Genomic DNA, 22,469 nt, shown 5'->3' on the forward strand with positions numbered 1-22,469 from the left:
GGGACAAGCCCGGCATGACGATGATGCCTCAGCCGGACCGCAGCAGCGCCACCCCGGCGTCGCGCTCGAACAGGTAGAGCGCGTTCCTCGCCGCCTGTCCCCTCGCGCCTTCCAGCCCGCCGTCGCGGTCGATCAGCAGGCGGGTGTCGTCGCTGGCGACCGGCAGCAGCGTCGCCAGCTGCTCCGCGGAGGCGAGACGGAACGCCGCCTCGCCCGACTGGCGCGTGCCGAGCAATTCGCCCGCGCCGCGCAACCGCAGGTCCTCTTCCGCGATGCGAAAGCCGTCGTTGGTCTCGCGCATCAGCGCGAGGCGCGCGCGGCTGGTCTCGCTGAGCGCCCGCCCACGCAGCAGCAGGCAGACCGAATGCCCCCCGCCCCGCCCCACCCGGCCGCGCAGCTGGTGGAGCTGCGCCAGGCCGAAGCGATCGGCATGCTCGATCACGATCAGCGTGGCGTTGGGCACATCGACGCCGACCTCGATCACCGTGGTCGCCACCAGTACGCCCAGTTCGCCGGCGGAGAAGCGCGCCATCACCGCGTCCTTCTCCTGCGGGCGCATCCGGCCGTGGACCACGCCGACGCGGCCGGCGAAGCGCGCCTCCAGCGCCGCGGCGCGCGCCTCCGCGGCTTGCAGGTCGCTCGTCTCGCTCTCCTCGACCAGCGGGCAGACCCAATAGGCCTGCTTGCCTTCGGACAGGTGGCGCCCGAGCGCGTCGACCACCTCGTCCACCCGCTCCTCGCTGACCACGCGGGTCTCGATCGGCTCGCGCCCGGGCGGCATCTCGTCCAGCCGGCTCTGGTCCATCTCGCCGTGGATCGCCAGCGTCAGCGTACGCGGGATCGGCGTCGCCGTCATCGCCAGCACGTGGGGCGGGGTGCGCCCCTTGGCCTGAAGCAGCATCCGCTCGGCGACGCCGAACCGGTGCTGTTCGTCGACGACGACGAGACCGAGGTCCCGGTAGCCGACCGCCTCCTGGAAGATCGCGTGCGTGCCGACCAGCAGGTGGATGCTGCCGTCGGCGAGGCCCATCAGCGTGGCCTCGCGCGCGCGGCCCTTGTCGCGCCCGGTCAGCACCGCGATCTCGACCGGCAGGCGGGCGAGCGTCCGGCGCAGCGTCTCGTAGTGCTGGCGTGCCAGGATCTCGGTCGGCGCCAGCAACGCCGCCTGCGCGCCCGCCTCGATCGCGATCAGCAAGGCCATCGCCGCGACCAGCGTCTTGCCCGATCCGACGTCGCCCTGCAGCAGGCGCAGCATCGGCGCCTCCTGCGCCAGATCGCCTTCGATCTCCGCCACGCTACGCGCCTGCGCGCCGGTGAGCGTGTAGGGCAGCGTCAGCAGGTCGCGAAGCCGCCCGTCGCCCTTCAGCGCACGCCCGCGCCGCTTGCGCGTGTCGGCGCGAACCAGGCTGAGCGCGAGCTGGTTGGCGAACACCTCGTCATAGGCGAGCCGGTCGCGCGCCACGGAGTCGGCGGGATCGGCGTGGAGGCGGTGGAGCGCCTCGCGCCACGCTGGCCATTGGTGCCGCTCCTTCAGCGACGGCTCGATCCACTCCGGCAGCTCGGGCGCGCGGGCGAGCGCCTGGGCGACCAGCGCGGCGAGGCGGCGCGACGTAATGCCCTCGGACAGCGGGTAGATCGCCTCGCGTTCCTGGAAGTCACCCTCCTCCCCGCCGATCTCCGGATGCACGATCTGCAGGTCCTGGCCGTATTGGTCGAGCTTGCCCGACACCCGGCGCGGCTCTCCCAGCGGCAGCTGCTTGCGCGCGAAGCCGGACGAGCGGCCGAAGAAGACCAGCGTCACCGCATTGCCGTGCGCGTCGGCGGCGATGACGCGGGTCGGTGCGCGTGGGGAACTTCCGCCGCGATGGTCGGTCGGCGTCAGCGTGATCGCGATGGTACGACCGACGTCCGCCTGCATCAGCTCCTCGCGCGGCCAGCGGTCGACCCAGCCCGACGGCAGGTGGAACAGCAGATCGACGACGCGCGCGATGCCCAGCCGCTCCAGCGGCTTGGCCAGCGTCGGCCCGACGCCCTTCAGTGCCGTCACCTCGGCGAACAGCGGATTGAGGATATCGGGTCTCATGACTATCTTGCCCCCACTAACCGTTTCAGCCGACCGCCGAAAGGCGGCCGGCCGCTTGCCATTGGAGCCCCATGGACCACGACATCCGCCTGAAGCGCCTGCGTTTCCGCGCCTGGCACCGCGGCACGCGCGAGGCCGACCTGATGATCGGCGGCTTCTTCGACGCCCATGGCGCGCGGTGGAACGCGGATCAGCTCGACTGGTTCGAGGCGCTGCTCGAGGAGCAGGACGTCGACATCATGGGCTGGGCGATCGGCTCCATCCCCTGCCCGGCGGAATGGGACGGGCCGATGATGCGGCAGATGCGCGCGCTCGATTTCGTGAAGGTGCCCTGACCGTCATGCCGGGCCCGTCCCGGCATCCAGCCTGCCGCTCGATCCATCCTGTCCGCTCCCGCGGCACCCTTGACCCCCGGAACAAGTCCGGGGCGACGGTTCTTCCCTAGGCCCCCATGCCCGACCTCAAGACCATCCTCACCGCCACCGTTCCGCTGACGCTCGCCGGTGTGCCCGCAGGATTCCTGCCGTCGCTGCTCGCCGATCTCGCGCGCGCGGCACCGCTGCGCGCGGTGTTCGTCGCGTCGGACGAGGCGCAGATGCGCAGCATCGCCGCCACCGCCCCGTATTTCGCGCCCGAGCTGGAGGTGGTGCAGCTGCCCGCGTGGGACTGCCTGCCCTACGACCGCGCCAGTCCCACCTTGCGAGTCATGGCGGAGCGGATCGGCGCGCTGCACCGGCTCCAGCAGAAGCCCGGCAGCGCCCAATTGGTGCTCACCACCGTCAACGCCGCCACGCAGCGCACGCTGACGCCGTTCCGCATCCGCCAGCTGGTCGCCACGCTGAAGCCCGGCGAGCGCATCGGGCGCGACCGGCTCGCCGCTTTGCTCCAGGCGAACGGCTACGTCCGCACCGATACCGTCCACGATCAGGGCGAATATGCGGTGCGCGGCGGCATCGTCGACCTGTTCCCCAGCGGCGAGGATCAGGCGCTGCGACTCGACTTCTTCGGCGACGAGATCGAGAGCGTCCGCACCTTCGATCCCGCCGACCAGCGCACCACGGGACGAGTCGAGCGGTTCGTGCTGCTGCCCGCATCGGAGGCGCTGCTGGACGAGGACAGCGTGAAGCGGTTCCGCACCCGCTATCGCGAGAAGTTCGGCGCGACGGCCACCGGGGACCCCCTGTACCAGGCGGTCAGCGACGGGCGGCGGCTGGCCGGCATGGAGCATTGGCTGCCGCTGTTCGAGGAAAAGCTGGCGACGCTGTTCGACCATCTGGGCGACGACGCCGTGATCGTGCGCGACTCGGGCTCGCCGCAGGCCGCGGAGGCCAGGCTGGAGGCGGTCGCCGACTATTACGAGAACAGGAAGCGCGCCGAGGCCGCGGAGCCGGGCAGCTATCGCGCGCTGCCGGCGAAGACGCTGTACCTCGACGAGGAGGAGTGGAAGCGCGCGATCGCGGATCAGCCCGCGCACCTTATCACCCCCTTCCACGAGCCCGAAACGACGACGGTGCTCGACTTCCAGGTCGACGGCCCGCGCGACTTCGCGCCGGAGCGGGCGAACCAGGCCAACGTCTACGAGGCGGTGGTCGCACACGTCGCGAAGCTGAAGAAGGAGGGCCGTAAGCCCGTCCTCGCCAGCTATTCGATCGGCGCGCGCGAGCGACTGAAGAATCTGCTGGAGGATCACGGACTCACCGGCGCGCGGCCGGCGGAGACATGGCAGGAGGCGCTGGGCGCCGCCGAGCGGGGCGTGGCGCTGACCGTCGTGGGGCTCGACCACGGCTTCACCGCGCCGGGCGTCGCCGTCCTTACCGAGCAGGACATGCTGGGCGACCGGCTGATCCGGCGGGCGAAGCGGCGCAAGTCCGCCGACGCCTTTCTCGCCGAACTGGCGACGCTCTCGCCCGGCGACCTCGTCGTCCACACCGACCATGGCATCGGCCGCTACGTCGGGCTGACGCAGGTGCCGGTCGCCAAGGCGCCCCACGATTGCGTCCAGCTGGAATATGCCGGCGGCGACAAATTGTACGTGCCGGTCGAGAACCTGGAGGTCCTCTCCCGCTACGGATCGGGCGAGGAAGGCGCGAGCCTCGATCGACTCGGCGGTGAGGCCTGGCAGCGGCGCAAGTCGAACATGAAGGAGCGCATCCGCGAGATCGCGGGTGAGCTGATCGCGACCGCGGCGGAGCGCGCGCTTCGCCCCGGCGAAGTGGCGGAGCCCGACAGCGCGGGCTATCCCGCCTTCGTCGACCGCTTCCCCTACGAGGAGACCGACGACCAGGACCGCGCGATCGAGGACGTGCTGGCGGACCTTTCCGCCGGCAAGCCGATGGACCGGCTGATCGTCGGCGACGTCGGCTTCGGCAAGACCGAGGTGGCGTTGCGCGCCGCGTTCGTCGCGGCGATGGCGGGGATGCAGGTGGCCGTCATCTGCCCGACGACGCTGCTCGCGCGGCAGCACCACATGAATTTCTCCGCGCGGTTCGAAGGGTTTCCGATCGAAATCGGTCGCCTGTCGCGTCTGGTGACCGCGGCCGAATCGCGGAAGGTGAAGGAAGGCCTGGCGGACGGGTCGATCGACGTCGTCGTCGGCACCCACGCACTGCTGGCCAAGGGCATCGAGTTCAAGCGGCTCGGCCTCGTCATCGTCGACGAGGAGCAGCGCTTCGGCGTGACGCACAAGGAGCGGCTGAAGGCGCTGCGCAGCGACGTCCACATGCTGACGCTGACCGCCACGCCGATCCCGCGCACCTTGCAGATGGCGATGAGCGGCCTGCGCGAGCTGTCCGTCATCCAGACCCCGCCGGTCGATCGCCTGGCGGTGCGCACCTACGTGATGCCGTGGGATCCGGTGGTGCTGCGCGAGGCGTTGCTGCGCGAACATTACCGCGGCGGGCAGTCCTTCCTCGTCACCCCGCGCATCGCCGACCTGCCCGATATCGAGGACTATCTGCGCCGCGAGGTGCCGGAGATCCGCTACGTCGTCGCGCACGGGCAGATGACGCCGACCGAGGTGGAGGAGCGGATGAGCGCCTTCTACGACAAGAAGTTCGAGGTGCTGGTCTCCACGTCGATCATCGAGAGCGGGATCGACATCGCGTCGGCGAACACGATGATCGTCAACCGCGCCGACCGCTTCGGCCTGGCACAGCTCTACCAGCTGCGCGGGCGCGTCGGCCGGTCGAAGACGCGCGCCTACGCCTACCTCGTCGCGCCGCCCGAGCGGCAGATGACCGATGCGGCGGAGAAGCGGCTGAAGGTGCTGTCCGACCTCGATTCGCTCGGCGCCGGATTCCAGCTCGCCAGCCACGACCTCGACATCCGCGGCGCGGGCAATCTGCTGGGCGACGAGCAGTCGGGACACATCAAGGAGGTCGGCTACGAACTCTACCAGTCGATGCTGGAGGAGGCGATTTTGGAGGCGAAGGCGGGCGGCCTGCGCGAGCGCCAGCGCGATTTCAGCCCTCAGATCAGCGTCGACGCGCCGATCCTGATCCCCGACGACTATGTGCCCGACCTCGACCTGCGCATGGGCCTCTACCGCCGCCTGAACGAGGTGGACGAGGTGCGCGGGCTGGAGGCGTTCGCGGCGGAGATGATCGACCGCTTCGGCCCGCTGCCGGTGGCGACCGACAATCTCGTGAAGGTCATGGAGATCAAGCTGAACGCGAAGAAGGCGTGCGTGGCGAAATTGGACGTGGGACCCAAGGGCGCGCTGGTCGCCTTCCACGACGACCGGCCGCCGAACGTCGAGGCGCTGATGGCCTATGTCGCGAAGCTGGGCGACATCGCGAAGCTGCGGCCGGATTCGAAGCTGGCACTGACGCGCAATTGGGCCGACCCGCAGGCACGGCTCCACGGCGCGCTGCAATTGTCGAAGGGACTGGCCAAGGCGGCCGGGTGAGTCTCGCCCTCACCCTTCCCGCCCGGCTTCACCGCGCGAGCCCTTCCCTCTCCTGTCGGAAGAGGGAGGCAGGCGCGAAGTGCCGGAAGGGCGAGGGTGACAGTCAGCTGCTATGGTCGGAAATGATCCGCCAGCCGGCCTTGCGCCGCTCGAACAGCAGCGTCGTCAGCCCGCTCTGCGGCGCCGTGCCGTCGGCGGGCGTCAGCACGTAGCGCGCGACCAGCAGCTGGTGGACGGGGCTGAGCGTGCGCCACGCCAGCATCTCGAACCCCAGCCTCCCGCGCTTGTTGCCGCCGGAGACGAAGGAGGGTGCGTAGCCCGCGGCGATCTCCCTGGAGTCGCGCTTCAGCTTGTCGCCCGCGGCGAACAAGGCATCCTCGGCGTAGAGCGCCATGAAGCCCTTCAGGTCGCCGCGGTTCCACGCCGCCGCGCTGTCGTTCATGGCCGCCGTGATCTGCGCTTGCGGCGTGGTCTGCGCGGCGGCGGGCGCGGCGATCACCAGCACCGGCAAGAGCATCGACTTCATCACATCCCCTCGTCACACCGGGCTTGTCCCGGGGTCCACCGTGCCGCGTCAGCGGAGGCCGGCGACTGTGCGCCTCGGTGGATGCCGGGACAAGCCTGTCCTGAGCGACGCCGCCGGCGGCGTCGAAGGGCCCGGCATGATGGGACGCTCAGCTGAAGCCCAAAGCGTCCGCCACCACCTGGCTGACGATGCGGCCGCCCTTCACGTTCAAGCCTTCCTTCAGGCCCGGATCGGCGTCGATCGCGGCCACGCCCCTGTCGGCGAGCGCCAGACCGTAGGGCAGGGTCGCATTGTTCAGCGCGTGGCTGGACGTCAGCGGCACCGCGCCGGGCATGTTCGCCACGCAATAATGGATCACGCCGTCGACCTCGTAGGTCGGCTCGGCGTGCGTGGTCGCGTGGCTGGTCTCGAAGCACCCGCCCTGGTCGATGGCGACGTCGACCAGCACGCTGCGCGGCTTCATGTGGCTCAGCATCGCTCGCGTCACCAGCTTGGGCGCCGACGCGCCGGGGATCAGCACCGCGCCGATCACCGCATCGGCTTCGGCGATCTCCTGCTCGATCGATTCGAGCGTGGAGACGCGGGTTCGCACTCGCCCCTGGAACAGCTCGTCCAGCTCGCGCAGCCGCGGGATCGACCGGTCGATGATCGTCACCTCCGAACCCAGGCCGACCGCCATGCGCGCCGCGTGCGTGCCGACGACGCCGCCGCCCAGCACCACGATTCGCGCCGGCTGCACGCCCGGCACGCCGCCCAGCAGCACGCCGCGCCCGCCGTTATATGCCTTGAGCGCCGTCCCCGCCGCCTCGATCGACAGCCGCCCCGCGACCTCGCTCATCGGCGCCAGCAGCGGCAGGTGGCCGTTGCGGTCGACCACCGTCTCATAGGCGACGGCGGTGACGCCCGACGCCATCAGCCCCTTCGCCTGCTCGGGATCGGGCGCCAGGTGAAGGTAGGTGAACAGGATCTGGTCGGCGCGCAGCTGCGCCCACTCGCCCGGCTGCGGCTCCTTCACCTTCACCACCATGTCGGCGGTGGCGAACACCTCCGCCGCGGTGTCGACGATCCGCGCGCCCGCGGCGGTGTAGGCGGCGTCATCGGCGGCGATGCCCGCACCGGCGCTCGTCTCGACGATGACCTCGTGACCGCGTGCGACATATTCGCGCACCGCGCCCGGCGTCAGGCCGACGCGATATTCGTGGTTCTTGATTTCCTTCGGCACGCCGACGCGCATGATCGTCTCTCCTGATCCTTTGCCTCCTTATACCCCGTCGTCCACGCCGTTTCCCGGCGAAGAGGCGCGCGTCCTTGCCGCGTCACGATCGCTTCCGCTAATTTCCCCGGCGATGACGCAGGAAACGACAACGATCGATCGGATTGACCGCCGGCTTCTCGCGCTGCTGGTCGCCAATGCGCGCGCCACCAGCTTCGCGCTGGCGGACGCGATCGGGCGATCCGCCACGGCGATCGCGCGACGGCAGAAGCTGCTGGAGGAGCGCGGCGTGATCGCGGGCTACGAGGCTCGGCTGGACCTGCCGACGCTCGGCTACGCGACGACGGTCCATATCAAGATGGCGCTCGAAAGCCAGCGCAAGGAGGTGCTGGAGGCGTTCGAGGCGGCGGTGATCGCCAGCCCCTCGGTCGTGCGCTGCGACCTGATGAGCGGGACCGACGACTATCTCGTCACGGTGCGCACTCGCGACCTGTCGCATTTCGCCGAGGTCCACCGGGAGGAACTGTCGCTGTTGCCCGGCGTGACGCGGATGGAATCCGGCTTCGTCCTGCGCGAGGTGGTGGCGCCGCGGCTGCCCGGCGGCGTGCTGACACCTCAATAGGCGAGCGCCAGCCCGTCGGCGCGCATCTCGCTTGCCGCCGCATACACGCGGGTGGCGCCGTCCATGCGGTGCTCGACGCACTGGTAGCGGCCGAAGCCGCCGTCGGGCTCGCCGATGCGCCAGCCCATGTCGGCGAGCGCCGCCTTCGTCGCCGCCGGAACGCCGGTCTCCAGCCGGAGCAGCCCGGTGGGGCCGAGGCCCGCGCTGTCCTCGCCCATCGACTGCGACGATCCTTCGTGGTGCCAGCGCGGCGAATCGCCGGCGGACTGGATCTCCAGCCCGTAGTCGACGCGGTTGACGATGATCTGCGTCTGCCCCTGCGGCTGCATGTCGCCGCCCATCACGCCGAAGCTCATCCACGGATCGCGCCCCCTGGTGGCGAAGCCGGGGATGATCGTCTGAAACGGACGCTTGCCCGGCGCGTAGACGTTGGGATGGCCGTCCTTCAGGCTGAACAGCTGCCCGCGATCCTGGAACATGAAGCCCAGCGTGCGCCCATCCGGCCCGTCGGCGACCAGGCCCGAGCCCATGCCGCGGAAGTTCGACTGGATGAAGCTGACCATCAGCCCGTCCTTGTCCGCGACGGTGTAATAGGTGGTGTCGCCTCGGCTCGGCGCTTGGCCGGGGCGCACGTCCGTGTTGATCCGGTCGGTGCGGATCAGCTTCGCACGCTGGCGGGCGTAATCCTTGGAGATCAGCCACTCCACCGGCACGCGCGCGAACTTGGGATCGGCGTAGTAGCGCGCGCGATCCTCGTAGGCGAGGCGCTTGGCCTCGGCCTGGAGGTGGATCGACAGCGGCGACTGGAAGCCCGCGTCCTGCAGGTCGAACCGCTCCAGCATGTTGAGCATCTGCAGCGTGGCGAGGCCCTGCGTGTTCTCGCCCAGCGCGTGGACGGTGACGCCGCGATAGTCGGTCGCGCTCGGCTCCACCCAGTCGCTGCGATGCCGGGCGAGATCCTCGTAGCGCAGCCAGCCGCCGATGCGCTTGAAGTAGCGGTCGATGGCTCGCGCGATATCGCCCTGGTAGAAGGCGTCGCGCCCGCCCGCGGCGATGGCGCGATAGGTGCGGGCGAGGTCCGCGTTGCGGAACACCTGCCCCGCCAGCGGCCCCTTGCCATCGGCCATGCCCCACACCTTCAGCGCGTTCGCCGTCTCCTCGATCCCGTTGCCCGGGCGGCGGAAGGCGGCGAGGCTGCGGCGGATGTAATAGGCGACCATGTCGGGCACCGGCGCGCCGTTCTCCGCGTAGGCGATGGCGGGCTGGAACAGCTCCGCCCAGGGAAGCCGGCCGTAGCGGCGATGCATCGTCCACCACGCGTCCACCGCGCCGGGCACGGAGACCGGCAGCGCGCCGAGCGCCGGCAGCGCGCCGTTCTTCGCCCGCGCACGCACCATGGCGAGGTCGAGCGCCATCGGCGAGCGGCCCGATCCGGCGAGGCCGACGACCTTGCGCGCCTTGGGATCCCAGATCATCGCGTAGCCGTCGCCGCCGATGCCGCAGGACGTGGGCTCGAGCAGGCCGAGGCAGGCGTTGATCGCGATGGCGGCGTCCGCGGCGGAGCCGCCCTTGCGCAGGATGTCGATCCCCGCCTGCGTCGCCAGCGGGTGCGCGCTGCCCGCCGCGCCCGACAGGCCGTAGACCGCGGTGCGGCTGGCGAAGCTGGCACCGACCGGGCGGTCGCCGGGGCCGACGTCGGGCCGGACGAAGCGGTCCTCGCCGACCTTCCACCGCGTCGGCAGCGGCTCCCTGGGCTGCGGCGCCCCGCCCTGCCCAGCCGCCGGCGCGCCCTGCGAACCGGGAGTGCCCTCCTGCGCGAGCGCGGTGTCGGCGAGCACGGCGGCGGGAATCGAGGCGAGGAAGGTGCGGCGGCGCATTCGGTGGCTCCTGATCGGAAGCCATCACCTTGGAGTGGGGCCACTCACGGCACAATAGCCCTCTCCCCCGCGGGGGAGAGGGCGCTAGGATCGCGCCTTCGCCTCCGCGCGATAGCGGTGCAGCAGCGGCTCGGTATAGCCGCTCGGCTGAGCCGCCCCCTCGAACACCAGAGCGCGCGCCGCCCGGTACGCCAGCCCGTCCGGCGTCAGCCCTCGATAGGCCGGGTCGCCCGCGTTCTGCGCGTCCACTTTCGCCGCCATCCGTGAGAGAGCGGCGTCTACCTCCGCCTCGGTGGCGACGCCGTGGAGCAGCCAGTTGGCCATGTGCTGCGAGGAGATGCGCAGCGTCGCGCGATCCTCCATCAGCCCGACGTCGTGGATGTCCGGCACCTTGGAACAGCCGACGCCCTGGTCGATCCAGCGCACGACATAGCCGAGGATGCCCTGAGCGTTGTTGTCCAGTTCCTCGCGCACCTCGTCCCCGGTCCAGTTTCGCCCGGTGGCGACCGGCACCGTCAGCAGCGCGGACAGCGGCGCGACCGGCTCCGCGGCGCGCGCGAGCTGGCGCTCGGCGACGGAGACGCGGTGGTAGTGCGTCGCGTGCAGCGTCGCGGCGGTGGGCGACGGGACCCAGGCGGTGGTGGCGCCGCTCCGCGGATGCGCCACCTTCTGCTCCAGCATGTCGGCCATCATGTCGGGCGCCGCCCACATGCCCTTGCCGATCTGCGCGCGACGGGCGAAGCCGCAGGCGAGTCCGATCTGCACATTGCGGTCCTCGTACGCCCTGATCCACTCCGACGCCTTCATCTCCGCCTTGCGGATCACCGGGCCGGCGCGCATCGCCGTGTGCATCTCGTCGCCGGTGCGGTCGAGGAAACCGGTGTTGATGAAGACGACGCGGTCTCGCACCGCGTGGATGCATGCGGCCAGGTTCGCGCTGGTGCGCCGCTCCTCGTCCATCACGCCCACCTTGATCGTGTGGCGGGCGAGGCCCAGCACGTCCTCCACCGCGTCGAACAGGCGGTTCGTGAACGCGGCCTCCTCCGGCCCGTGCATCTTCGGCTTCACGATGTAGATCGATCCGGCGCGGCTGTTGCCACCCCTGTCGTGCGTGGCGATCAGCGACGTGACGACGGCGTCGAGGATCCCTTCGGGCGCCTCGCTCCCGTCCGGCAGGCGGACGGCGGGCGTGGTCATCAGGTGGCCGACGTTGCGCACGAACAGCAGGCTTCGACCCGGCAGCGTGAACGGCCGGCCGTCCGGCGCGGTGTACGCGCGGTCGGCATTCAGCGTGCGCGTCATGCGGCGCCCGCTCTTCTCGAACGTGTCGGCAAGGTCGCCCTTCATCAGGCCGAGCCAGTTGGCATAAGCCGCCACCTTGTCCTCCGCATCGACGGCGGCGACCGAATCCTCCAGATCGCAGATCGTCGTGATCGCGCTTTCCAGCACGACGTCGGCGATCCCGGCGGGATCGTCGCGGCCGATCGGATGGTCCCGGTCGATCACCACCTCGATGTGAAGGCCGTGGTGGCGGTAGAGTAGCCCCTTCTCGCTGCGCCCGACGAACAGCGACGGATCGGCCAGCACCGGCGCGCCGGCAAGCTCCGACCAGGATCCGTCGGCAAGCGGCAGCGCCTCGTCGAGGAACGCCTTGGCCCAGGCGATCACCTGCGCGCCGCGCGCCGGATCGTACCCCGGCACCCGCTCCCCCGGGATGGCGTCGGTGCCGTAGAGCGCATCGTACAGGCTGCCCCAGCGCGCGTTGGCCGCGTTCAGCAGGAAGCGCGCGTTGAGGATCGGCACCACCAGCTGCGGCCCGGCGATTTGCGCGACCTCGTCGTCGACGTTGGCGGGCGCGATCTCAAAGGACGCGGGCTCGTCGGCAAGGTAGCCGATCGCGCGAAGGAACGCCTCGTCCACCGGCTCGCCCGCGGCGTAGCGGGCGTCGATCCGCGCCTGGAGATCGTCGCGCCGCGCCAGAAGCGCGCGGTTCTCCGGCGCGAACCGGGCGTAGATGTCGGCGACGCCCGACCAGAAAGCGGCGGGATCGATCCCGGTGCCCGGCAGCGCGCGTTCCTCGATGAAGGACGCCAGTTGCGAGGCGACGTGCAGGCCGGCGCGGTCGATCAATGTCTCTCTCCCATGGACGCGAGCGGTGTAGCAGCCTCGACTGCGCGCGGTAGAGGAGAAGATGGAACGAGAGTTGATCGTTGAAGGATCGAATATCCTGTCCGGCGGGGCGAGGATTGGATCAGTCGACCCGCGCCACGCCCAGCCGGGGGATGTCGATCGCGGGGCAGCGATCCATCACCACCTTCAGCCCGGCGGTCTCGGCGCGGGCGGCGGCTTTCTGGTCGACGACGCCCAGTTGCATCCACACCGCCTTGGCCCTCGCCGCGATCGCCTGATCCACCGCCTCGCCCGCCGCGTCGGAGCGGCGGAAGATGTCGACGAGGTCGATCGGCTCGCCGATCTGCGACAGGTCGCGGAACACGAACTCGCCGTGGACGTGCTCGCCGGTGATCTGCGGATTGACCGGGATCACGCGATAGCCGTGGTCCTGCAACCGCTTCATGACGCCGTAGGAGGGGCGGTCGGGCCGGTCGGAGATGCCGACCAGGGCGATGGTGCGGGTCTCCTCCAGCAGCGCCTTGATGTCGGCGTCGGCGGTCAGCGGCATGGGTGCGTCTCCTTCTGAAACAGGAAACGCCCCGCGCGACGTTCCTATCCTCCCCGGCACGGGGAGGTTAGTTGGCGGCCAGCCACCCCGCGACCTGCGACGCGATCGGCGCGAATACCCGGTCGTCCTCCATCGCCGCCGGCGGCTCGCCCGCATCCGACGCGGTGCGGATCGCGATGTCGAGGGGGACGCGACCGAGGAAGGGAATGCCCGCCTCGGCCGCCGCGGTCTCCGCGCCGCCGCGGCCGAACGGGTCGGACACCTCGCCGCAGTGCGGGCAGGCATAGCCGGCCATGTTCTCGACCAGGCCGATGATCGGCACGCCCGCCTTGTCGAACAGATCGATCGCGCGGCGCGCGTCGATCAGCGCCAGGTCCTGCGGCGTCGACACGATCACCGCGCCGGCGGGACGATGCTTCTGCACCATGGTCAGCTGCACGTCGCCGGTGCCCGGCGGCAGGTCGACCACCAGCGTGTCCGTGGCCCCCCAGTCGGCATCGACCAGCTGGCCGAGCGCCCCCGCCGTCATCGGCCCGCGCCACGCGATCGCCTTGCCCGGCTCGATCAGCTGCCCCATCGACAGGAGCGGCACGCCGTAGCGGGTCGCGACCGGCAGCAGCACCTTGTCGCGCGCCTCCGGCCGGGTACCCTCCGCCGCCAGCAGCCGCGGCTGCGACGGGCCGTAGATGTCGGCGTCGACCACGCCGGTGCGCCGTCCGCCGCGCGCCAGCGCGATGGCCAGGTTGGCGGCGAGCGTCGACTTGCCCACGCCCCCCTTCCCGCTCGCGACGGCGACCAGCCGGCGCGCGGGCCGCTCCGCCGTCAGCACCACACGCACCTCGTATCCCGGCACCGCGGCGGCCATCCGCACGCTCGCCTCCAGCGCGTCGCGCGCAGTGGCGTCCAGCCCGGCGGCGTCGACCACCACGCCGATCCTGTTGCCCTCGACCCGCACGATGGCCCGGCCCTGCGCCACCGCGGCGACCGCGGCGCTGACTTCCTGTTCCAGCATGTTGCGCGCGATACGCCCGCAATCGCCGCTTGCCACTGTTTTTCGTCCGCGCCGTACCTATAAGGGCGGACATGAGCATCCTGCCGCGTTGGGCCCGTCTTCCGATCCTTCGTCAATCGACCGGTCGCCCGATCATCCTCGCCGCCGACAACAGCAACGGTCCCTGGGGAGGCGGCGACGGCGATGGAGCGGGCGGGGACGGCACCGGCGGGGGCGCGGGCCCGCGCAACCCCTGGGCGCAGCCACCCGGCGGGCGCAAGCCGGGCGCGAAGCCGACCGCGCTGGACGAGTTCCTGAAGAAGGCGCGCATTCCCAACGGCGGCGGCGCAGGAGGCCCGGGCGGCGGACGGCCGCAGTTGCCGATCGGGGCGAACCCGCGCGCGCTGTGGCTGATCGGCGTCGGCGTGCTGGTCGCGATCTGGGTGGTCTTCACCTCGTTCCACCAGATCGGGCCGCAGCAGCGCGGGGTCGTCACCTTCTTCGGGCGCTATTCCGGCCAGCTGGAACCCGGCATCCGCCTGACGCTGCCCGCCCCGTTCGTCAGCGTGACCAAGGTGGACGTGGAGCAGGTGCGCACCGACGAATTCCCGCGCGAGGGCGGGGAGAACGTGCTGACCGGCGACCAGAACATCATCGACCTGGCCTACACCGTGCGCTGGCGCATCTCGAACCCGCGCGACTACGTCTTCGAGATCAAGGACCCGCAGGAAACCGTCCGCGCCACCGCGGAGAGCGCGATGCGCGCGGTGCTGGCGACGACGACGCTGAACGAGGCGATCGGCGCGGGCCGCACCACGATCGAGGCGCGCGTGGCGCAGGGGATGCAGGAGATCCTCGACAGCTACCAGTCGGGCGTGCGCGTGCAGGGCGTGTCGATCAAGCAGGCCGCCGCCCCCGCCAGCCTCATCGACGATTTCAACGCCGTGACCGCGGCGCAGCAGCAGGCGGTGGGCGACCTCAACAATGCGCGCTCCTACGCGCAGCAGGTGATCGCCCGCGCGCAGGGCGAGGCCGCGGCGTTCGACAAGGTGTACGAGCAGTACCGCCTGGCGCCCGAGGTGACCCGCCGACGCATGTATTACGAGACGATGGAGGCCGTGCTGGCCAAGACCGACAAGACGATCGTGGAGACGCCCGGCGTCGCCCCGCTGCTGCCGCTGGACCGCGCGCGGCGCCTGACCGAGCCGACCGCGGAGGCGCCGGCGCAGCCCGCCCAGCCTGCGACGCAGGGGGGAGCGCGCTGATGGCCGCCTGGACAAGGAGCCCGATCGCGGCCGGCTTCGCCGCGCTGGCAGGCGTGATCGTCGCCGCCGCCACCTTCGCCATCGTGCCGGAAACGATGCAGGCGGTCGTGCTGCGGCTCAACGAGCCGATCCGCATCGTCAACCGCTGGCAGCCGGGCCAGGTGATCGGCAACACCGGCGCGGGCGTGATCGCGCGCGTCCCCTTCGTCGACAAGATCGTCTGGGTGGACAAGCGCGTGCTGGACGCGGACCTCGACAACACGCTGGTCCTTTCGACCGACCAGCTGCGGCTGAACGTGGACGCGTTCGCGCGTTTCCGCATCGTCGATCCGCTGCGCGCGATCACCTCGACCGGCAGCACCTCCAGCACGGAGGAGCGGGTCGCCGACCAGCTGCGCCCGCTGCTGGGCACCGCATTGCGCAACGAATTGGGCAAGGTGCAGTTCGCCAGCCTGCTCTCGCCAGAGCGCGGGCAGGTGATGGACCGCATCCAGGCGTCGTTGCAGCGCGATGCCCGGCAATATGGCGCGGAGATCGTCGACGTGCGGATCAAGCACGCCGACCTGCCCGAAGGCAGCCCGCTGGAAAGCGCGCTCCAGCGGATGCGCACCGCGCGCCAGCAGGAAGCGAACACGATCCGCGCGCAGGGGCAGAAGGCGGCGCAGATCGTCCGCGCCGAGGCCGACGCCAGCGCGGCGCAGGTCTATGCCGCAGCCTTCAGCAAGGACGCGGACTTCTACGATTTCTACCGCGCGATGCAGTCCTACCGCCACACGTTCGGCGCGGACGGCAACGGGCCCGCACAGGGATCGACGAACATCATCATGAGCCGCGACAATGCGTACCTGCGCGAGTTCGAAGGGCGCAGTCGGCCGTGAACGGGCGCGGCGAGTCGTTTTGCCGCGCTGACGGATCGTTCACATTCAATCGCCGTTCATCGCGAAACGGCCACTAAGGCCCCATCTTCCCTATAGACGACGATTGGGTGATCGAGAGGACATGAAGACCGTGCGCTACGCCTATGCCCTGACCGGTGCGCTTCTCCTCGGCGGAACCGCCGCGTCGCTGACGATGCAGAATCCGGCGACCGCGCAGGTCGCGCAGAACGAACCGGGGGCGATCTCCGCCCAGGCGCCCCGCGCCGGTGCGCCGATGAGCTTCGCCGACATGGTGGCGAAGCTGCAACCCGCGGTGGTCAACATCTCGACCACCCAGCGCGTGACGCTCCAGCAATCGCCCAATCCCTTCGCCGGCACGCCGTTCGGCGAGCTGTTCGGCCAGTTCGGCGGCGGACAGGGCGGACAGGGCGGCGCGCCGGTGACGCGCGAGGGATCGTCGCTCGGCTCGGGCTTCCTGATCTCCTCCGACGGCTACGTCGTGACGAACAACCACGTCATCGCTCCCGCCGCGCGCGGGGCGACCGTCGAATCGATCACCGTCACGCTGCAGGACCGCAAGGAATACAAGGCGAAGCTGATCGGGCGCGATCCGACCAGCGACCTCGCCGTGCTGAAGATCACGTCCTCCACCCCGCTGCCCTTCGTGAAGCTGGGCGACAGCAGCCGCGCGCGCGTCGGCGACTGGGTGGTGGCGATCGGCCAGCCGTTCGGCCTGGGCGGCACGGTGACGGCGGGCATCGTCTCCGCGGTGCACCGCTCCACCGGCGGCGGCGCGTTCGACACGTTCATCCAGACGGATGCCGCGATCAACCAGGGCAATTCCGGCGGCCCGATGTTCAACCTGAACGGCGACGTGATCGGCATCAACTCGCAGATCTACTCGCAGTCGGGCGGCAACATCGGCATCGGCTTCGCCATTCCGGCGACCGAGGCCAAGCCGATCATCGACACGCTGATGAAGGGCCAGTCGGTCCGTCGCGGCTACCTGGGCGTCGGCATCCAGCCGGTCAGCGAGGATATCGGCGCCGCGCTGGGCCTGCCGAAGAACTCGGGCGAGATCATCGGCCGGGTGGAGCCGAACGGGCCGGGCGCGAAGGCCGGGCTGCGCGCGGGCGACGTCGTTACCGCGATCAACGGCAAGAAGGTGTCGCCCGACCAGACGTTGTCCTACCTCGTCGCCAACACGGCGCCGGGATCGACGATCAGGCTGGACGTGATCCGCGACGGCCGACCGCAGACGCTGAACGCCACGGTCACGACCCGCCCGGCGGAGGACCAGATCGCGTCGCTGACCGGCGGCGAGGACGACGACGACGGCCTGCCCGAGGGCGGCGACCAGGGCCAGACCGCGCCGACGGCGTCGCTGGGCGTCACCGTCCAGCCGCTGACGCCGCAGATCGCCCGCCAGATCGGCGTCGACTCGACCGTGTCCGGCGTGGTCGTCGTCGGCACGGACCAGTCGAGCGACGCCGGGCAGAAGCTGCGTCGCGGCGACGTGATCTCCGCGGTCAATTCCCAGCCGGTGCGCACCGCCGCCGACGTGGCGCGCTTCGTGGCGGCGGCGAAGTCGGCCGGGCGCCCGGCCGTGCTGCTGACGGTGACGCGCCAGCGCACCGTGGGCGCACTGATCCCGGTGAAGATCAAGTAGGCCGCGCTCCGCCGCGCGAGAACGGGCCCGCCCGCCATCTGGCGCGGCGGGCCTTTTTCGTTAGGCTGGATCGGGATCGCGGAGGGGGTTCGACATGACCGAGGGCAGCATCTTCATCGGCGCCGGCGCGGGCGGCACGCATCCGCAGCGGCTGGACCTGCGCCGCGCCAACCGCCACGGCCTGATCGCCGGAGCGACGGGCACGGGCAAGACGGTGACGTTGCAGGGCATCGTCGAGGGGTTTTCCGCCGCGGGCACGCCCTGCTTCGTCGCCGACGTGAAGGGGGACCTTTCCGGCCTTGCCATGCCCGGCTCGCCCACGGCGAAGACCCACGCCATCTTCGCCGCCCGCGCGGCGGAGATCGGCATGGCCGACTGGACCTATGCCGATACGCCGGTGCAGTTCTGGGACCTGTACGGCGAGCAGGGCCATCCGATCCGCACCACCGTCAGCGAGATGGGACCGCTGCTGATCGCGCGGCTGCTCGGCCTCAACGAGGTGCAGGAGGGCGTGCTGACGATCGCCTTCCACGTCGCCGATCGGGAGGGGCTGCTGCTGATCGACCTGGACGACCTTCAGGCCATGCTGGCGCATTGCGGCGAGCGGGCGGAGGAACTGACCACCACCTACGGCAACGTCAGCAAGCAGTCGGTCGGCGCGATTCAGCGCGCGCTGCTGCAATTGCGTGGCCAGGGCGGTGAGCATTTCTTCGGCGAGCCCGCGCTCGACCTGCACGACTTCCTCGGCACCGACGATCGCGGGCGGGGCATCGTCAATGTGCTGGCCGCGGACAAGCTGATGGCCGCACCCAAGCTGTACGCCACCTTCCTCCTGTGGCTGTTGTCCGAGCTGTTCGAGGCGCTGCCCGAGGTCGGCGATCCGGACAGGCCGGTCCTGTGCTTCTTCTTCGACGAGGCGCACCTGCTGTTCGACGATGCGCCCGCGGCGCTGGCGGAGAAGATCGAGCAGGTGGTACGGCTGATCCGGTCGAAGGGCGTCGGCGTCTACTTCATCACGCAGAACCCGATCGACATCCCCGACAAGGTGGCCGGGCAGCTCGGCAACCGCGTGCAGCACAAGCTGAACGCCTTCACCCCGCGCGACCAGAAGGCGGTGGCAGCCGCGGCCGACACGTTCCGCGCCAACCCCGGCATCGACGTGGGCAGCGCCATCACCGAGCTGAAGACCGGCGAGGCGCTGGTCAGCCTGCTCCAGCCCGACGGCGCGCCCTCGCCCGTCGAGCGCACGCTGATCCGCCCGCCCGCCAGCCGCGTCGGCCCGCTGACCGCGGCGGAGCGCAAGGTGATGATCGAGAGCGACGTGATCGGCGCGAAGTACGACACCGTCGTCGATCGCGAATCCGCTGAGGAGCTGCTGGCGGCCAAGACCGCCGAGGCCGCCGCCGCGGTCGCGGCGGAGCGCGCGAGAGACGATGCGGAGAAGGCGGCCGCGCTGAAGGCGAAGGACGATGCCCGGCTGGCCAGGGAGGCGGAGCGCGCGCGCATCGCCGCGCAGAAGGACGCCGACCGCGCCGCGCGGGAGGACGACCGCGCCCGCCGCGCCGCGGAGCGCGAGGCGGCGAACTCGCCCTGGAACCGCGCCGTCACCTCCGCCTCGCGCTCCGCCTCCTCGGCGATCGGGCGGACCGTGGCGAACGAGGTGACGAAGGCGGTGCTGGGGGGCGGTCGCGGGAAGTCGGGCGGCCTGCTCGGCCAGGTGATGCGCGGCGTGCTGGGCGGGCTGCTGCGGCGATAGCGCGTCCCGGTCCCGCCTTCGCGGGGACACATTCGGTGCGGAAGAGGGCATCATGCCTATCCTCACCGCCCTCCCCTACCGCGACGTGCTCGCGATGATCCGCGCGCTGGCCGACGCGATCGCCGCCGACGACTGGACGCCCACCCACCTGGTCGGCATCGGCCGCGGCGGGCTGGTCCCCGCGGTCTACCTCAGCCATGCGCTGTCGGTGCCGATGCTGTCGATCGACTTCTCCGCCCAGGCCGATCCGCTGGTGGCCGAATCCCTGCTGCGGCTGGCCGGTCGGGCGGGCGCGGGGGAGCGGCTGCTGTTCGTCGACGACATCAACGATTCGGGGCGCACCACCGCCCGCCTGCGTGCCATGCCGGGCGTCGGCGACGCGCGGTTCGCCACGCTGATCGACAACAGCCGATCGAGCGAGCGGGTCGATTATGCCGCGCGCACGATCGACCGGGCGACCTGCAAGGATTGGTTCGTGTTCCCGTGGGAGGCGATGGCCACCGGCAGCGCGATCCTGGCGGACGCGGAGGAGGTGCCCGAGCGGACCGGCTGAGCGATCAGCCGCCGACCATCCCCGTCACCCGCACCGTTGCGCCGCGATTTTCGATCCCGCCGGACACCATCCCGCTGACGGTCACCTGCGCACCCGGCTCGACGAGGACCCTGCCCTCCACGATGCCGCTGACCGTCGCGCGCACGCCCGCGGCCACGACGATATCGCCCCGGACGATGCCCGACACGTCGTCGCCGTCCGCCGTGGCGCGGACGACGCCGGAGACGATCCCGCCCAGCCGCGTCACATCTTGACCAGCCCGATCTCCACCAGCCGCTCGTGCAGATAGTCATGCGCGGTGATCGGCGTCGGATAGCGGTCCGGGTGCTCCGCATCGACGCAGCCGGGCAGCGTCTCGATCAGGAAATCGGGCGCGGGGTGCAGGAAGAAGGGCATGGAGTAGCGCGAGTGGCCGCGCCGCTCGGGCGGCGGGTTCACGACGCGGTGCGTGGTCGACGGCAGGACATGGTTGGTCAGCCGCTGCAGCATGTCGCCCACGTTGACGACCATCGCGCCCTCCGGCGGCTTGATCGCCAGCCAGCCGCCCGTCTCGCGGTCGAGCAGTTCCAGCCCGGCCTCCTCTGCGCCCAGCAGCAGCGTGATGAGGTTGATGTCCTCGTGCGCGCCCGCCCGTACGCCCTGCGCATCGGCGGGGATCGGCGGATAGTGGAGCAGGCGAAGGACCGAATTGCCGTCCTTCACCGCGGGGTCGAACCAGTCGGACGACAGGCCCAGGTGCCGCGCGATGGCGGAGAGCAGGCGGTCGCCGGCACGGTCGAACGCGGCGAACAGCTCGACGAAGGTCTGCCTGAATCCTTCCGGCCGGGTCGGCCAGATGTTGGGCGACATGACGTCGGCGAAGCGGTGCCCGGCCGGCAGCTCGCGCCCGACGTGCCAGAATTCCTTCAGGTCGACGTGCGCCGCATCCTTCGCGATCTCCGTCTTGAACGGCGTGTAGCCGCGCGCGCCGCCGCCACCGGGAACGTGGTAGCCGCGCTTCTCCTCCTCGGGCAGCGCGAACAGCGCCTCCGTCTCGCGCCAGGCACGGTCGATCAGCGCCTGCGGCACGCCGTGGTCGGCGACGATGGCGAAGCCGAACCGCTCGAACGATCCGCCCAGCGCCGCGGCGAAGCCGTCGGGATCGCGCTCCTGGTCGGCGAGGCTGAGCGTGGGGACGTCGGCGAGCCGCGCCGTTGCGGGGGTGTCGAGCATGATAAGCGTCCGTTTTTCTTGGTGCCCTCCACATAGGCGCTCGTTTCCGCGGCGACCAGCCTGACGGAACCGCCGTCGTCCGCCGCCGTTCGCCCCAACGAGCAACGAAGGAGGCACGTTCATGGGCGGCCATCAGGTGACCAGCCACGGTTCGGGTGACGACGGCTACGACGAGGACGGCTATGACGAGAGCCAGCGCGCCGAGATCTTGGAGGCGACGCGCGACGGCCCGAGCGACGGGACGATCATCACCGACCTGGAACCCGATCTCGACGAGGACGACGAGGCGGACGAGGACGAGCTGAATCTGACCGAGGGCGAGGTGGGCGAGGAGGACGGCACCGTCCAGCCCGACGAGGAAGATCTGGACGAGGACGATCTGCAGGAGGACTTCGACGACGACACCGTCGCGGAAGACGATCTGGACGATCGCGACGATACCGCGCTGCGTCCGTGACCGACGGGCCGGCACGGCGCATGCGACCGGCCGGCCTGTGCCTGGTCGCCGGCGCCGTACTGGCGGGCTGCGGGCCGGGCCGCTCGGGCGAGACATTGGGCGCCAACGCCTCCGCGGTCGACATCGCGAGGGCGGCGCACGATGCCGAGGCCCGGATCGAGGCCTATCGACGCGTGCGGCGGGCGGCCCCCTCTGCGCCGCGCACACCGCCGCCCGACCCCGCCCCCGCCCCCGCCCACGTCGCGACGCAGGCGCCTCGCCTGCCCGACGTCGCCACCGCCACCTACGCCTGCGCGGACGACAGCCGGATCTCGGCCCGCTTCGACAATCGTGCCGGAACGGTGACGCTGCACCGGGGCGAGGAGCACGTCACGCTCTCGCAGCAGCCTGCCGCATCGGGCATCCACTATGCCGGACAGGGATGGGACCTGCGCGGCAAGGGCGGTGACGCGACGCTGAGCCGGCCCGATGCCGAACCGGTCGCCTGCGTCGCGGAGGACGAAACGTCGGCGATCCTTACACTCGGCGCTGACGGCAGGACGGCATTAACCGTCGCAGGCGGCTGAAACGCTCGTCTCTTCCGCGCTGGCACGCGGGATGCACAATAGACCAGGCACCGAGCGTGAATACGCTTTCAGCCGGGCGGGGACGCTGCTTCGATCTCGCGATCCCCGCCCGCACCCGGTGCCGACACCTTCGGTCGCCGGAACGCCATCGAGATGATGCGCGAGACGTCCCGCGACCACTCCGACGCGAGCCTGACCGCCAAAGCCGGCGCGC

At 70.8% G+C, this 22,469-nt stretch carries 19 protein-coding genes; 10 read left to right on the forward strand and 9 right to left on the reverse strand.

Translation table 11 applies throughout. From position 1 onward, the window contains the following. Window positions 1-28: 28 nt before the first annotated feature. Window positions 29-2,083 (reverse strand): ATP-dependent DNA helicase RecG, encoded by a 2,055-nt coding sequence (gene recG, locus HBH26_RS01215; RefSeq protein ID WP_168132726.1) that lies wholly within the window; start codon window positions 2,081-2,083, stop codon window positions 29-31. Between the two features lie 71 nt (window positions 2,084-2,154). On the opposite strand from recG, the gene HBH26_RS01220 reads away from it, so the two are divergent. Both HBH26_RS01220 and mfd read left to right on the forward strand, forming a co-directional pair. Then, the gene (locus HBH26_RS01220) at window positions 2,155-2,418 is read left to right on the forward strand and encodes an FAD assembly factor SdhE (RefSeq protein ID WP_168132727.1); all 264 of its coding nucleotides are present in this window, start codon (window positions 2,155-2,157) and stop codon (window positions 2,416-2,418) included. Window positions 2,419-2,534: 116 nt separating this feature from the next. Then, window positions 2,535-5,990: a transcription-repair coupling factor gene (gene mfd / locus HBH26_RS01225; RefSeq protein ID WP_168132728.1), complete on the forward strand. Its 3,456-nt coding sequence runs from the start codon at window positions 2,535-2,537 to the stop codon at window positions 5,988-5,990. A gap of 103 nt (window positions 5,991-6,093) precedes the next feature. Here mfd and HBH26_RS01230 read toward each other — a convergent pair whose 3' ends face one another. After that, entirely contained in the window at window positions 6,094-6,516 is a 423-nt protein-coding gene (locus HBH26_RS01230) for a YybH family protein (protein ID WP_168132729.1), read from the reverse strand. Window positions 6,517-6,664: 148 nt separating this feature from the next. Then, window positions 6,665-7,750: an alanine dehydrogenase gene (gene ald / locus HBH26_RS01235; RefSeq protein ID WP_168132730.1), complete on the reverse strand. Its 1,086-nt coding sequence runs from the start codon at window positions 7,748-7,750 to the stop codon at window positions 6,665-6,667. A 112-nt stretch (window positions 7,751-7,862) separates the two neighbouring features. Here ald and HBH26_RS01240 point away from each other — a divergent pair, with 112 nt between their 5' ends. Next, a complete protein-coding gene (locus HBH26_RS01240; protein ID WP_168132731.1) occupies window positions 7,863-8,351 on the forward strand; it encodes an Lrp/AsnC family transcriptional regulator in 489 nt (162 codons plus the stop codon). Here HBH26_RS01240 and HBH26_RS01245 read toward each other — a convergent pair. The 4 genes from HBH26_RS01245 to HBH26_RS01260 all read right to left on the reverse strand — a co-directional run bounded on the left by HBH26_RS01245 (window position 8,345) and on the right by HBH26_RS01260 (window position 13,920). Beyond that, on the reverse strand, window positions 8,345-10,228 hold the full coding sequence (locus HBH26_RS01245; RefSeq protein WP_168132732.1) for a gamma-glutamyltransferase family protein: 1,884 nt from the start codon (window positions 10,226-10,228) through the stop codon (window positions 8,345-8,347). The genes HBH26_RS01240 and HBH26_RS01245 overlap by 7 nt on opposite strands. An 84-nt stretch (window positions 10,229-10,312) precedes the next feature. After that, window positions 10,313-12,358 carry a malate synthase G gene (locus HBH26_RS01250; protein WP_168132733.1) on the reverse strand — a complete coding sequence of 682 codons (2,046 nt, stop codon included), beginning with the start codon at window positions 12,356-12,358 and terminating at the stop codon, window positions 10,313-10,315. 121 nt (window positions 12,359-12,479) lie between these two features. Further along, window positions 12,480-12,908, reverse strand: a complete 429-nt coding sequence (locus HBH26_RS01255) for a CoA-binding protein (RefSeq protein ID WP_168132734.1) — start codon at window positions 12,906-12,908, stop codon at window positions 12,480-12,482. 67 nt (window positions 12,909-12,975) lie between these two features. Continuing rightward, on the reverse strand, window positions 12,976-13,920 hold the full coding sequence (locus HBH26_RS01260; protein WP_168132735.1) for an Mrp/NBP35 family ATP-binding protein: 945 nt from the start codon (window positions 13,918-13,920) through the stop codon (window positions 12,976-12,978). Window positions 13,921-13,991: 71 nt separating this feature from the next. On the opposite strand from HBH26_RS01260, the gene hflK reads away from it, so the two are divergent. The 5 genes from hflK (at window position 13,992) to HBH26_RS01285 (ending at window position 20,020) form a co-directional block, all read left to right on the forward strand. Then, window positions 13,992-15,164: a protease modulator HflK gene (gene hflK, locus HBH26_RS01265; RefSeq protein WP_168132736.1), complete on the forward strand. Its 1,173-nt coding sequence runs from the start codon at window positions 13,992-13,994 to the stop codon at window positions 15,162-15,164. Continuing rightward, on the forward strand, window positions 15,164-16,042 hold the full coding sequence (gene hflC, locus HBH26_RS01270) for a protease modulator HflC (protein WP_168132737.1): 879 nt from the start codon (window positions 15,164-15,166) through the stop codon (window positions 16,040-16,042). The genes hflK and hflC overlap by 1 nt, the downstream gene beginning before the upstream one ends. A gap of 130 nt (window positions 16,043-16,172) precedes the next feature. Then, entirely contained in the window at window positions 16,173-17,711 is a 1,539-nt protein-coding gene (locus HBH26_RS01275) for a Do family serine endopeptidase (protein WP_168133045.1), read from the forward strand. A gap of 94 nt (window positions 17,712-17,805) precedes the next feature. Beyond that, window positions 17,806-19,467 carry a helicase HerA-like domain-containing protein gene (locus HBH26_RS01280; RefSeq protein ID WP_168132738.1) on the forward strand — a complete coding sequence of 554 codons (1,662 nt, stop codon included), beginning with the start codon at window positions 17,806-17,808 and terminating at the stop codon, window positions 19,465-19,467. A gap of 52 nt (window positions 19,468-19,519) precedes the next feature. Beyond that, window positions 19,520-20,020, forward strand: a complete 501-nt coding sequence (locus tag HBH26_RS01285; RefSeq protein WP_168132739.1) for a phosphoribosyltransferase — start codon at window positions 19,520-19,522, stop codon at window positions 20,018-20,020. Between the two features lie 4 nt (window positions 20,021-20,024). Here the strand turns inward: HBH26_RS01285 and HBH26_RS01290 are convergent, their stop codons facing one another. Together HBH26_RS01290 and HBH26_RS01295 are read right to left on the reverse strand one after the other, a co-directional pair. Further along, window positions 20,025-20,267, reverse strand: a complete 243-nt coding sequence (locus HBH26_RS01290) for a hypothetical protein (RefSeq protein ID WP_338057204.1) — start codon at window positions 20,265-20,267, stop codon at window positions 20,025-20,027. Continuing rightward, window positions 20,264-21,232: an isopenicillin N synthase family dioxygenase gene (locus HBH26_RS01295; RefSeq protein ID WP_168132740.1), complete on the reverse strand. Its 969-nt coding sequence runs from the start codon at window positions 21,230-21,232 to the stop codon at window positions 20,264-20,266. The genes HBH26_RS01290 and HBH26_RS01295 overlap by 4 nt, the downstream gene beginning before the upstream one ends. Before the next feature lie 121 nt (window positions 21,233-21,353). On the opposite strand from HBH26_RS01295, the gene HBH26_RS01300 reads away from it, so the two are divergent. Together HBH26_RS01300 and HBH26_RS01305 are read left to right on the forward strand one after the other, a co-directional pair. Next, window positions 21,354-21,689: a DNA primase gene (locus HBH26_RS01300; RefSeq protein WP_168132741.1), complete on the forward strand. Its 336-nt coding sequence runs from the start codon at window positions 21,354-21,356 to the stop codon at window positions 21,687-21,689. After that, a complete protein-coding gene (locus tag HBH26_RS01305) occupies window positions 21,686-22,255 on the forward strand; it encodes an MliC family protein (RefSeq protein ID WP_168132742.1) in 570 nt (189 codons plus the stop codon). Before HBH26_RS01300 ends, HBH26_RS01305 begins: the two co-directional genes overlap by 4 nt. Window positions 22,256-22,469 lie beyond the last annotated feature (214 nt).

Source organism: Sphingomonas corticis, from assembly GCF_012035195.1.
Lineage (GTDB): Bacteria > Pseudomonadota > Alphaproteobacteria > Sphingomonadales > Sphingomonadaceae > Sphingomonas > Sphingomonas corticis.